General features: G+C 46.3%; 9 protein-coding genes. All 9 read left to right on the forward strand.

Annotated elements, in window-relative coordinates:
• A partial coding sequence (locus NB463_RS15650) for an EF-Tu/IF-2/RF-3 family GTPase (protein ID WP_031780494.1) occupies nt 1-495 on the forward strand: 495 nt, incomplete at its 5' end.
• A gap of 266 nt (nt 496-761) precedes the next feature.
• A complete protein-coding gene (secE, locus tag NB463_RS15655) occupies nt 762-1,142 on the forward strand; it encodes a preprotein translocase subunit SecE (RefSeq protein ID WP_005397258.1) in 381 nt (126 codons plus the stop codon).
• A gap of 13 nt (nt 1,143-1,155) precedes the next feature.
• The gene (nusG, locus tag NB463_RS15660) at nt 1,156-1,704 is read left to right on the forward strand and encodes a transcription termination/antitermination protein NusG (RefSeq protein ID WP_005384681.1); all 549 of its coding nucleotides are present in this window, start codon (nt 1,156-1,158) and stop codon (nt 1,702-1,704) included.
• A 164-nt stretch (nt 1,705-1,868) separates the two neighbouring features.
• On the forward strand, nt 1,869-2,297 hold the full coding sequence (gene rplK / locus NB463_RS15665) for a 50S ribosomal protein L11 (RefSeq protein WP_005384682.1): 429 nt from the start codon (nt 1,869-1,871) through the stop codon (nt 2,295-2,297).
• A gap of 4 nt (nt 2,298-2,301) precedes the next feature.
• Nucleotides 2,302-3,003: a 50S ribosomal protein L1 gene (gene rplA, locus NB463_RS15670; protein WP_005384683.1), complete on the forward strand. Its 702-nt coding sequence runs from the start codon at nt 2,302-2,304 to the stop codon at nt 3,001-3,003.
• Nucleotides 3,004-3,296: 293 nt separating this feature from the next.
• Nucleotides 3,297-3,791 (forward strand): 50S ribosomal protein L10, encoded by a 495-nt coding sequence (rplJ, locus tag NB463_RS15675; RefSeq protein ID WP_005397270.1) that lies wholly within the window; start codon nt 3,297-3,299, stop codon nt 3,789-3,791.
• A 57-nt stretch (nt 3,792-3,848) separates the two neighbouring features.
• On the forward strand, nt 3,849-4,217 hold the full coding sequence (gene rplL / locus NB463_RS15680) for a 50S ribosomal protein L7/L12 (protein ID WP_005397273.1): 369 nt from the start codon (nt 3,849-3,851) through the stop codon (nt 4,215-4,217).
• 251 nt (nt 4,218-4,468) lie between these two features.
• Complete coding sequence (gene rpoB / locus NB463_RS15685; RefSeq protein WP_005397275.1) at nt 4,469-8,497, forward strand: DNA-directed RNA polymerase subunit beta; 4,029 nt, start codon at nt 4,469-4,471, stop codon at nt 8,495-8,497.
• Nucleotides 8,498-8,600: 103 nt separating this feature from the next.
• Complete coding sequence (rpoC, locus tag NB463_RS15690; RefSeq protein ID WP_005397277.1) at nt 8,601-12,803, forward strand: DNA-directed RNA polymerase subunit beta'; 4,203 nt, start codon at nt 8,601-8,603, stop codon at nt 12,801-12,803.
• Nucleotides 12,804-12,813: the final 10 nt, after the last annotated feature.

Raw genomic sequence — 12,813 nt, forward strand, 5'->3', positions numbered from 1 at the left:
CGTATCGAGCGTGGTATCCTAACTGTAGGTGACGAAGTTGCTATCGTAGGTATCAAAGACACTACTACTACTACATGTACTGGTGTTGAGATGTTCCGTAAGCTTCTAGACGAAGGCCGTGCAGGTGAGAACGTTGGTGCACTTCTACGTGGTACTAAGCGTGACGAAGTTGAACGTGGTCAAGTACTAGCTAAGCCTGGTTCAATCACTCCACACACTAAGTTCGAATCAGAAGTATACGTACTGTCTAAAGATGAAGGTGGTCGTCACACTCCATTCTTCAAAGGCTACCGTCCACAGTTCTACTTCCGTACAACTGACGTAACTGGTGACATCCAGCTACCAGAAGGCGTAGAAATGGTAATGCCAGGTGACAACGTACAGATGACTGTTGAGCTAATCGCACCAATCGCAATGGACGAAGGTCTACGTTTCGCGATCCGTGAAGGTGGCCGTACAGTAGGTGCTGGTGTTGTTGCTAAGATCTTCGACTAATTCATAGCGAATTAGCGATGCTTTCGGAAAATCTTGAATTAGATTTGACGAACCAGTAGCAAAAAGGGCATCATTTGATGCCCTTTTTCTGCACTCAACATTATTTTTGCTGTTTTCTTGTTCAGAAGTGGGTTGGGCGCAGAGCAAGATTAAGCAAAGATGCTTAATCTTAAGAAGAGTACGCTGATTTTTTCAGCGATATGGAGTTTGCCCTGCAACAGCGGGGTTGTTGTCGTCTATATTAAGACTTGTAACAGGTTGGTTTTATGAAAGCAAATAATGCTGAAACTCCTGATAGCTCAAACGCAGCAGATACGTTTAAGTGGTTAGCCGCTTTCGTATTGGCAGCTGCCGCTGTTGTGGGTAATTACCTGTATGGTGAAATGTCTGTAGTGGTTCGTGCTGCAGGCGTTGTTGTTCTTATTGCAGCTGCCTTAGGCGTTGCAGCAACAACGACTAAAGGTAAAGCAGCGATCAGTTTTGCAAAAGAATCGCGTATGGAAGTACGTAAAGTTGTTTGGCCTACTCGCCAAGAAACCATGCAAACAACACTGATCGTTTTAGCTGTAAGTATTGTAATGGCTCTAGTGCTATGGGGTATTGACGGAATTATGGTTCGTCTAGTAGCTCTAGCAACTGGGGTATAGAGGGTTTTTATTCATGAGTGAAGCTCCAAAAAAACGCTGGTATGTGGTTCAAGCCTTCTCTGGATTTGAAGGTCGTGTAGCTCAATCTCTGCGCGAGCATATCAAAATGCACGGCATGGAAGAGCTATTCGGTGAAGTACTGGTTCCTACTGAAGAAGTAGTGGAAATGCGCGCGGGTCAGCGTCGCAAATCTGAGCGTAAGTTCTTCCCAGGTTACGTCCTTGTTCAGATGATTATGAACGATGAATCATGGCACCTAGTACGCAGTGTGCCGCGTGTCATGGGCTTCATTGGTGGTACCTCAGACCGTCCGGCACCTATCACGGATAAAGAGGCTGACGCGATTCTTAATCGTCTTGAGAAAGCGAGTGAAGCGCCTCGTCCACGTACAATGTACGAAGCGGGTGAAGTGGTACGTGTTAACGAAGGTCCATTTGCTGACTTCAACGGTACTGTTGAAGAAGTGGATTACGAGAAGAGCCGCCTGAAAGTGTCTGTCTCGATCTTTGGTCGTGCGACACCAGTTGAGCTTGAATTTGGTCAGGTTGAAAAGCTGGACTAAGACTCTTCGTTAAAGAGTATAAAAAATCACCTTTTTAGGGTTGTATAAGGCGCGGATTATGACTATAATTTCGCGCCTTTTTACTTCAAGTGAAGTAAAAAGTTTCTTACACAAACGGGGAGCTGATCCGCGATTAGCGTTTGTACCCAAACTTAGGAATTATCATGGCTAAGAAAGTTGAAGCTTACATCAAGCTACAAGTTGCTGCTGGTATGGCTAACCCTAGTCCACCAGTAGGTCCTGCACTAGGTCAACACGGTGTGAACATCATGGAATTCTGTAAAGCGTTCAACGCAAAAACAGAATCTATTGAGAAAGGTCTACCAACTCCAGTAGTTATCACAGTATACAGCGACCGTTCTTTCACGTTCGTAACTAAGACTCCACCTGCTGCAGTTCTTCTTAAGAAAGCTGCTGGCGTTAAGTCTGGTTCAGGTCGTCCAAACACTGAAAAAGTTGGTACTGTAACTGACGCTCAAATCCAAGAAATCGCAGAAACTAAAGCTGCTGATATGACTGGTGCTGACATCGAAGCGATGAAGCGTTCTATCGCTGGTACTGCTCGTTCAATGGGCCTAGTGGTAGAGGGTTAATAAGATGGCAAAACTAACTAAGCGCATGCGCGTAATCCGCGAAAAAGTTGACGTAACTAAAGAATACGAAATCAACGAAGCTGTTGCTCTTCTTCAAGAACTAGCGACTGCGAAATTCGTTGAGTCTGTAGACGTTGCTGTTAACCTAGGCATTGATGCTCGTAAATCTGACCAGAACGTACGTGGTGCAACTGTACTACCTCACGGTACTGGCCGCGAAATCCGCGTTGCAGTGTTCACTCAAGGTGCTAACGCTGAAGCAGCTAAAGAAGCTGGCGCAGACATCGTAGGTATGGAAGATCTTGCTGAGCAAGTTAAGAAAGGCGAAATGAACTTTGACGTAGTTGTTGCTTCTCCAGATGCAATGCGCGTTGTAGGTCAACTAGGTACTATCCTAGGTCCTCGCGGTCTTATGCCAAACCCTAAAGTTGGTACTGTAACTCCTAACGTTGCTGAAGCAGTTAAAAACGCTAAAGCTGGTCAGGTTCGTTACCGTAACGACAAAAACGGCATCATCCACACTACTATCGGTAAAGCAAACTTCTCTGCTGAGCAGATCAAAGAGAACCTAGAAGCACTTCTAGTTGCTCTGAAGAAAGCTAAGCCATCTTCAGCGAAAGGTACTTTCCTGAAGAAAGTAAGCATCTCTACTACTATGGGTGCTGGTGTTGCTGTTGATCAGGCTAGCCTGAACACTCAAGCATAATTTATTTGCTTAGGCGCAAAATTAGTGTATAATTTTGCGCCTAATATTTGTGGTTGGGGCTGAACTTTGGTTCTTTGAACTGTCTCCTAGTTCGAAATGAATTAAGACCCAGTCTCCGTCCAAGACCGTAGGTGTTTGTTTAAAAGCAAACTTAATTATCCTACGTAGATGGTGCCCGAACTGACAGAAAGCTCTATGTAATATAGTTAACTTTCTTCTGGGGAAGCACCTCAATAGCTCTCACTGTCGTGATGATAGTGAGTGGTGTAACGACAACCAGGAGTAAATCCAAGATGGCTTTAAACCTTCAAGACAAAAAAGCAATTGTTGCTGAAGTCAACGAAGCTGCCAGTGGTGCACTTTCTGCAGTTGTAGCTGATTCTCGTGGCGTTCAAGTTGGCGCGATGACTTCTCTACGTAAACAAGCTCGTGAAGCTGGCGTTTACATGAGAGTTGTTCGTAACACTCTTGCTCGTCGTGCGGTTGAAGGTACTGAGTACGAGTGTCTAACTGACACTTTCACTGGTCCTACACTAATCGCATTCTCTAATGAGCACCCAGGTGCTGCAGCGCGTCTTTTCAAAGACTTCGCTAAAGAGAACAAAGATTTCGAGATCAAAGCTGCTGCTTATGAAGGCGCTTTAACTGACGCTGAAGTACTAGCAACACTACCAACTTACGACGAAGCAATTGCACGCCTAATGATGTGCATGAAAGAAGCTTCGGCTGGCAAGCTGGCGCGTACTATCGCAGCTATCCGCGATCAAAAACAAGAAGCAGCGGCATAAGCCTTGCTTTTTACTGGTTGCTTAATAAACTTATTGTTGACTTAAAAGAGAATTGTTATGTCTATTACTAACGAGCAAATCCTAGACGCAGTTGCAGAAATGTCTGTAATGCAAGTTGTTGAACTAATCGAAGCAATGGAAGAGAAATTCGGTGTTTCTGCTGCTGCTGCTGTTGTAGCTGGCGGCGCTGCTGGCGGCGAAGCTGCTGCTGAGCAAACTGAATTCGACGTAATCCTAGAAGCTGCTGGCGGTAACAAAGTTGCTGTAATCAAAGCAGTACGTGGCGCAACTGGCCTAGGTCTTAAAGAAGCTAAAGCTCTTGTAGACGGCGCTCCAGCACCTCTTAAAGAAGGTGTTGAGAAAGCAGAAGCTGAAGCTCTTAAAGCTCAGCTAGAAGAAGCTGGTGCAACTGTTGCTGTTAAGTAATTATTGCATAGTTTCTTAGCCTAACGGCTAATTGGCTGGTGGTTTTTTAACCACCGGCCTTTTTGCGCTGTAGGGTATAGGCGAATTTTCCCGCTGTTTAAGCGCCTGATATCCATGCAAAAAACATTTCATTCTTACGAAATGAAATGTCACTACAGTAAACAGCTATATTAGTCACTGTCCCTTACCCCCTTAAGTAACTAGGAGCGGGCGGACAGTTTGGGTCACTTATCAGCGAGCTGAGGAACCCCATGGTTTACTCTTATACCGAGAAAAAGCGCATCCGTAAGGACTTTGGTACTCGTCCACAAGTTTTGGACATTCCATACCTGCTATCGATCCAGCTCGATTCGTTCGACAAATTCATCGAACAGGATCCTGAAGGTCAATACGGTCTTGAAGCCGCTTTCCGTTCTGTATTCCCGATTCAGAGCTACAACGGCAATTCTGAGCTGCAATACGTTAGCTACCGTCTTGGTGAGCCAGTTTTTGACGTTAAAGAATGTCAAATCCGCGGTGTAACTTACTCAAAGCCACTACGTGTAAAACTACGCCTAGTTATCTTTGATAAAGACGCGCCAGCAGGTACTGTAAAAGACATTAAAGAACAAGAAGTCTACATGGGTGAAATTCCACTCATGACAGACAATGGTACCTTCGTAATTAACGGTACCGAGAGGGTTATCGTATCCCAGCTGCACCGAAGCCCAGGCGTGTTCTTCGACAGCGATAAGGGTAAGACCCACTCTTCAGGTAAAGTTTTATACAACGCACGTGTTATTCCTTACCGTGGTTCATGGCTTGATTTCGAGTTTGATCCTAAGGATAACTTGTACGTTCGTATCGACCGCCGTCGTAAGCTACCAGCATCGATCATCCTTCGTGCACTAGGTAAGTCGACAGAAGAAATCCTAGATCTCTTCTTCGAGAAAGTGAACTTCGAAGTGAAAGACCAAACTCTATTGATGGAGTTGGTTCCAGATCGTCTACGTGGTGAAACTGCGTCGTTCGACATCGAAGCGAATGGTAAAGTTTACGTTGAGCAAGGTCGTCGCGTAACAGCTCGTCATATCCGCCAACTAGAAAAAGATGGTGTTGATCACATCGAAGTACCAGTTGAGTACATCGTAGGTAAAGTTGCATCAAAAGATTACATCAATGAAGCAACTGGCGAGATCATTGTTAACGCTAACCAGGAAATCAGCCTGGAAGCACTAGCGAACCTATCTCAGGCTGGCCACAAAGCGCTAGAAGTTCTATTTACGAACGATCTAGACCACGGTCCATTCATGTCAGAAACACTACGTATCGACAGCACGGTTGATCGTATTTCTGCATTGGTAGAAATCTACCGCATGATGCGCCCTGGTGAGCCGCCAACAAAAGAAGCTGCAGAAGCTCTATTCGAAAGCCTATTCTTCTCTGAAGAGCGTTACGATCTATCGACTGTTGGTCGTATGAAGTTCAACAGCTCTATCGGCCGTGAAGATGCTCAAGAGCAAGGCACACTTGATGAAACTGATATCATCGAAGTGATGAAGAAGCTGATCGCGATCCGTAACGGTAAGGGCGAAGTGGACGATATCGACCACCTAGGCAACCGTCGTATCCGTTCTGTAGGCGAAATGGCTGAGAACCAGTTCCGTGTAGGTCTAGTACGTGTTGAGCGTGCAGTTAAAGAGCGTCTAAGCCTAGGCGATCTTGACGCAATCATGCCTCAAGACTTGATCAACGCGAAGCCAATTTCTGCGGCAGTTAAAGAATTCTTTGGCTCTTCACAGCTTTCACAGTTCATGGACCAAAACAACCCGCTATCAGAAGTAACGCACAAGCGTCGTATTTCTGCATTGGGGCCTGGCGGTCTAACTCGTGAACGTGCTGGCTTCGAAGTACGTGACGTACACGTAACGCACTACGGTCGTCTATGTCCTATCGAAACGCCTGAAGGTCCAAACATCGGTCTGATCAACTCTCTATCTGCGTTTGCGCGTTGTAACGAGTACGGTTTCCTAGAGACACCATACCGTCGCGTTGTCGATGGCGTAGTAACAGACGAAGTAGATTACCTGTCTGCAATCGAAGAAGGCCAATTTGTTATCGCTCAGGCGAACGCTAAGCTAAACGAAGATGGTACTTTTGCAGATGAGCTGATCACAGCTCGTCAGAAAGGTGAATCTGGTCTACACCCTCGTGAGCACGCTCAGTACATGGACGTTGCGACAAACCAGGTTGTATCTATCGCTGCATCGCTTATCCCGTTCCTAGAACACGATGATGCGAACCGTGCATTGATGGGTGCGAACATGCAACGTCAGGCAGTTCCGACACTGAAAGCTGACAAACCGCTTGTTGGTACTGGTATTGAACGTAACGTAGCCGTTGACTCAGGTGTAACTGCAGTTGCTAAACGTGGTGGTGTAATCCAGTCAGTAGATGCTTCTCGTATCGTTGTTAAAGTTAACGAAGAAGAGCTAGTACCAGGTGAAGCTGGTATCGACATCTATAACCTGACTAAATACACACGTTCTAACCAGAACACATGTATTAACCAGCGCCCATGTGTGATGCCAGGTGAGCCTGTATCACGCGGTGACGTTCTTGCTGATGGTCCTTCAACAGACCTTGGTGAACTAGCGCTTGGTCAAAACATGCGTATCGCGTTCATGCCTTGGAACGGTTACAACTTCGAAGACTCGATCTTAGTATCTGAGCGCGTAGTTCAAGAAGACCGCTTCACGACAATCCACATTCAAGAACTTACTTGTGTAGCGCGTGATACTAAGCTGGGATCTGAAGAGATCACAGCTGATATTCCAAACGTAGGTGAATCTGCTCTGTCTAAACTAGACGAGTCAGGTATCGTTTACATCGGTGCTGAAGTTAAGGGTGGCGACATCCTAGTTGGTAAAGTAACACCTAAAGGTGAAACTCAGCTAACGCCTGAAGAGAAGCTACTACGTGCAATCTTCGGTGAAAAAGCATCTGACGTTAAAGATACTTCACTACGTGTACCTAACTCTGTATCAGGTACGATCATCGACGTTCAAGTCTTTACTCGCGATGGCGTAGAGAAAGACAAGCGTGCGCTTGAAATCGAACAGATGCAGCTTAAAGAAGCGAAGAAAGACCTAACTGAAGAATTCCAGATTCTTGAGGGCGGCCTTCTAAACCGTGTTAAAGCTGTATTGATTGAAGGCGGTTACTCTGAAGCGAAACTAGACACGACTGATCGTAAGAAGTGGCTAGAACTAACGCTAGAAGATGACGCACTACAAACTCAGCTTGAGCAACTTGCTGAGCAGTGGGACGAGCTAAAAGCTGACTTCGATAAGAAGTTCGAAACTAAACGTCGTAAGATCACTCAAGGTGATGATTTAGCACCTGGCGTACTGAAGATCGTTAAGGTTTACCTAGCGGTTAAACGTCGCATTCAGCCTGGTGATAAGATGGCGGGTCGTCACGGTAACAAGGGTGTAATCTCTAAGATCAACCCTGTTGAAGACATGCCATACGATGAAAAAGGTCAGCCTGTAGACATCGTACTTAACCCACTGGGTGTACCTTCGCGTATGAACATCGGTCAGATCCTAGAAGTACACTTAGGTCTGGCAGCGAAAGGTATCGGTGACAAGATCAACCAGATGGTTAAAGAGCAGCAAGAACTAGCGAAATTCCGCGAGTTCCTACAAAAAGTTTACGACCTAGGCGACACTCGCCAGAAAGTAGACATTGCTTCTCTATCTGATGATGAAGTACGTACTCTGATCAAGAACTTGCGTGGCGGTCTACCAATCGCGACTCCTGTATTTGATGGCGCTCCAGAAGAGTCAATCAAAGCACTTCTTGAGCTAGCAGATCTACCAACATCAGGTCAGTTAACACTGTTTGATGGTCGCACAGGTGATGCGTTTGAGCGTCCTGTAACTGTTGGTTACATGTACATGCTGAAACTGAACCACCTTGTTGATGACAAGATGCACGCTCGTTCAACTGGTTCGTACAGCCTAGTAACTCAGCAGCCACTAGGTGGTAAAGCTCAGTTCGGTGGTCAGCGTTTCGGTGAGATGGAAGTATGGGCACTAGAAGCATACGGTGCTGCTTACACGCTACAAGAAATGCTAACGGTTAAGTCGGATGACGTTAACGGCCGTACTAAGATGTACAAGAACATCGTAGACGGTAACCACAGCATGGAACCTGGCATGCCAGAATCGTTCAACGTACTGTTGAAAGAGATCCGCTCGCTAGGTATCAACATCGAGCTAGAAGACGAAGAGTAATCCTTTCTCTCTTGATGAAAGTCGAGAGAATCAAAGCGATTATTTGGAAGAAGGTGCTCACTTTAGCGAGTGAGCTCCTTTTAACTCCTTACAGGAGCTGATTGTGAAAGACTTATTAAACTTTCTAAAAGCACAGCATAAGACCGAAGAATTTGATGCAATCAAAATCGGTCTATCTTCACCAGACATGATCCGTTCATGGTCTTTTGGTGAAGTTAAAAAACCTGAAACGATCAACTATCGTACGTTCAAACCTGAACGCGATGGTCTGTTCTGTGCGCGTATCTTTGGTCCAGTTAAAGACTACGAATGTCTTTGTGGTAAGTACAAGCGCCTGAAGCACCGTGGTGTTATCTGTGAGAAGTGTGGTGTAGAAGTTACACAAACTAAAGTTCGTCGTGACCGTATGGGCCACATTGAACTGGCTTCACCAGTAGCTCACATCTGGTTCCTAAAATCGCTACCGTCTCGTATCGGTCTACTGATGGATATCCCTCTACGTGATATCGAACGTGTTCTTTACTTCGAAATGTACGTAGTAACAGAACCTGGTATGACTGATCTAGAAAAAGGTCAGATGCTTACGGAAGAAGAGTATCTAGATCGTCTAGAAGAGTGGGGCGACGAGTTCACTGCTAAGATGGGTGCGGAAGCTATCAAGGACCTACTAGGTTCTATGGATATGCACGCTGAAGCAGAACAAATGCGTGAAGAGTTAGAGACAACAAACTCTGAAACTAAGCGTAAGAAAGTAACTAAGCGTCTTAAGCTGGTAGAAGCGTTCATCGCATCGGGTAACAACCCAGAGTGGATGATCCTAACAGTACTTCCAGTACTTCCGCCAGATCTACGTCCTCTAGTACCTCTAGATGGCGGTCGCTTTGCGACTTCTGATCTTAACGATCTATACCGTCGTGTGATCAACCGTAACAACCGTTTGAAGCGTCTTCTAGAGCTAGCTGCTCCGGACATCATCGTACGTAACGAAAAACGTATGCTGCAAGAGTCTGTTGATGCGCTACTAGATAACGGTCGTCGTGGTCGTGCGATCACAGGTTCTAACAAGCGTCCTCTGAAATCTCTTGCTGATATGATCAAGGGTAAACAAGGTCGTTTCCGTCAGAACCTTCTAGGTAAACGTGTAGACTACTCTGGCCGTTCTGTAATCACAGTAGGTCCATACCTTCGTCTACACCAGTGTGGTCTTCCTAAGAAGATGGCACTTGAGCTATTCAAACCATTTATCTACAGCAAGCTAGAGACTCGTGGTCTTGCGACTACAATCAAAGCTGCTAAGAAGATGGTAGAGCGTGAAGAAGCGGTCGTTTGGGATATCCTAGACGAAGTAATCCGTGAACACCCAGTACTATTGAACCGTGCACCTACACTTCACCGTCTAGGTATCCAGGCGTTCGAACCAGTACTGATCGAAGGTAAAGCGATTCAGCTACACCCACTTGTTTGTGCGGCGTACAACGCGGACTTCGATGGTGACCAAATGGCGGTTCACGTACCTCTAACTCTAGAGGCACAGCTTGAAGCTCGTACTCTGATGATGTCGACAAACAACATTCTGTCGCCAGCGTCAGGTGATCCGATCATCGTACCTTCTCAGGACGTTGTATTGGGTCTGTACTACATGACTCGTGAAAAGATCAACGTGAAAGGTGAAGGCATGTACCTTTCTGGCCCAGAAGAGGCTGAGAAAGCATACCGCACTAAACAAGCTGAGCTTCACGCACGCGTTAAAGTACGTATTACAGAAACAGTTGTAGACGAAGACGGCAACAGCACTACAGAAACCAAGATGGTAGACACCACTGTTGGTCGTGCAATGCTATGGCAAATCGTGCCAGCTGGTCTACCGTACAGCATCGTTAACCAAAAGCTAGGTAAGAAGCAAATCTCTAACCTACTTAACGAGGCGTACCGTAAACTAGGTCTGAAAGACACAGTAATCTTCGCTGACCAAATCATGTACACAGGTTTCGCATACGCGGCACTTTCTGGTGTATCTGTTGGTATCGACGATATGGTTGTACCAGCAGCTAAGTACACTGAAATCGCAGAAGCGGAAGAAGAAGTACGTGAAATCCAGGAACAGTACCAATCAGGTCTTGTTACTGCGGGCGAACGCTACAACAAAGTTATCGATATCTGGGCATCGACCAACGACCGTGTTGCGAAAGCAATGATGGAAAACCTTTCATCTGAAACGGTAGTTAACCGTGACGGTGAAGAGGAACAGCAAGAGTCATTCAACAGCATCTACATGATGGCGGACTCGGGCGCTCGTGGTTCTGCAGCACAGATTCGTCAGCTTGCGGGTATGCGTGGTCTGATGGCGCGTCCAGATGGTTCAATCATCGAAACGCCGATCACAGCGAACTTTAAAGAAGGTCTAAACGTACTTCAGTACTTTATCTCAACGCACGGTGCTCGTAAGGGTCTTGCGGATACGGCACTGAAAACAGCGAACTCGGGTTATCTAACTCGTCGTCTAGTAGACGTTGCTCAAGACGTTGTTGTAACTGAACATGACTGTGGAACTCACGAGGGTGTTGACATGATGCCTCACATCGAGGGTGGTGATGTTAAAGTTGCACTTTCTGAGCTTGCTCTTGGTCGTGTTGTTGCTGAAGACGTACTAAAACCTGGCACTGAAGACGTTCTTATTCCACGTAACACCTTGATCGATGAGAAGTGGTGTCAAATCATGGAAGAGAACTCAGTAGACAGCATGAAAGTGCGCTCTGTAGTAACGTGTGATTCTGACTTCGGTTGTTGTGCACAGTGTTACGGTCGTGACCTAGCACGTGGTCACCTAGTGAACCAAGGTGAAGCAGTAGGTGTTATCGCTGCTCAGTCTATCGGTGAACCAGGTACACAGCTTACCATGCGTACGTTCCACATCGGTGGTGCAGCATCGACAGCAGCGGCAGAGAACAGTGTTCAAGTTAAGAACAACGGTTCTATCAAGCTACACAACGCTAAATCTGTATTGGCTGATGACGGTAAGATCGTTATCACTTCTCGTGCGACAGAATTAACTATCATTGATGAGTTTGGTCGTACGAAAGAGAAACACAAACTGCCTTACGGTACGCTACTAAGCAAAGGCGATGGCGATACAGTTCAAGCTGGCGAAACAGTTGCAAACTGGGAAGCGCACACACTACCTATCATTACTGAGGTAGCAGGTCGCATCCAGTTCGTAGACATGATCGACGGCGTAACAGTATCTCGTCAAACTGATGACCTAACTGGTCTATCTTCAAGCGAAGTAACTGACCCAGCAGCTCGCCCTTCAGCAGGTAAAGATATGCGTCCAGCTATCAAACTTGTTGACGAGCAAGGTAACGATGTAATGATCCCTGGTACTGATATGCCAGCTCACTACTTCCTACCGGGTAAAGCGATTGTGAACATCGAAGATGGCGCAGCAGTAGGTGTTGGTGCGACGCTAGCACGTATTCCTCAGAAGTCTGGCGGTAACAAAGATATCACCGGTGGTCTTCCACGAGTTGCTGATCTATTTGAAGCACGTAAGCCGAAAGAGCCTGCAATCCTTGCTGAGCACACAGGTACTGTGAGCTTCGGTAAAGAGACCAAAGGTAAACGTCGCCTAGTGATCACACGTGAAAGCGGTGAAGCTTACGAAGAGATGATTCCTAAGCATCGTCAGTTGAACGTATTCGAAGGTGAAAAAGTTGAACGTGGTGACGTGATCGCAGATGGTCCAGAGTCTCCACACGACATCCTACGTCTACGTGGCGTACACGCGGTAACGCAGTACATTGCTAACGAAGTACAGGAAGTTTACCGTCTACAAGGCGTTAAGATTAACGATAAGCACATTGAAACTATCGTTCGTCAGATGCTACGTAAGTGTACTATTACTCACTCTGGTGACTCTGAGTTCCTACCTGGTGAGCAGATTGAGTACTCACAAGTTAAGATTGCTAACCGTAACCTAGAAGCTGAAGGCAAAGAGCCTGCACGTTTCGAGCGTGAACTACTAGGTATCACTAAAGCATCTCTAGCGACTGAGTCGTTCATCTCTGCGGCATCGTTCCAGGAGACAACTCGCGTACTAACAGAAGCAGCGGTTTCTGGTAAGCGTGATGACCTACGTGGTCTGAAAGAGAACGTAATTGTTGGTCGTCTGATCCCAGCTGGTACTGGCTTCGCATACCACCAAGAGCGTCAAGCTAAACGTTCTGAAGCGCAAGATGGTCCTTCTGCTGAGCAAGCAACGGACAACCTAGCGGCACTTCTAAACGCTGGTTTCTCTTCTGAAGAGTAAGCCATTTAAC

The sequence above is a fragment of the Vibrio sp. RM-41-2B genome, from assembly GCF_024744415.1.
GTDB lineage: Bacteria > Pseudomonadota > Gammaproteobacteria > Enterobacterales > Vibrionaceae > Vibrio > Vibrio diabolicus.

Excerpts from the sequence above, each read along its gene's own strand:
- secE (WP_005397258.1), top strand. The coding sequence starts at position 762 with ATGAAAGCAAATAATGCTGAAACTCCTGATAGCTCAAACGCAGCAGAT.
- nusG (WP_005384681.1), top strand. The coding sequence starts at position 1,156 with ATGAGTGAAGCTCCAAAAAAACGCTGGTATGTGGTTCAAGCCTTCTCT.
- rplK (WP_005384682.1), top strand. The coding sequence starts at position 1,869 with ATGGCTAAGAAAGTTGAAGCTTACATCAAGCTACAAGTTGCTGCTGGT.
- rplA (WP_005384683.1), top strand. The coding sequence starts at position 2,302 with ATGGCAAAACTAACTAAGCGCATGCGCGTAATCCGCGAAAAAGTTGAC.
- rplJ (WP_005397270.1), top strand. The coding sequence starts at position 3,297 with ATGGCTTTAAACCTTCAAGACAAAAAAGCAATTGTTGCTGAAGTCAAC.
- rplL (WP_005397273.1), top strand. The coding sequence starts at position 3,849 with ATGTCTATTACTAACGAGCAAATCCTAGACGCAGTTGCAGAAATGTCT.
- rpoB (WP_005397275.1), top strand. The coding sequence starts at position 4,469 with ATGGTTTACTCTTATACCGAGAAAAAGCGCATCCGTAAGGACTTTGGT.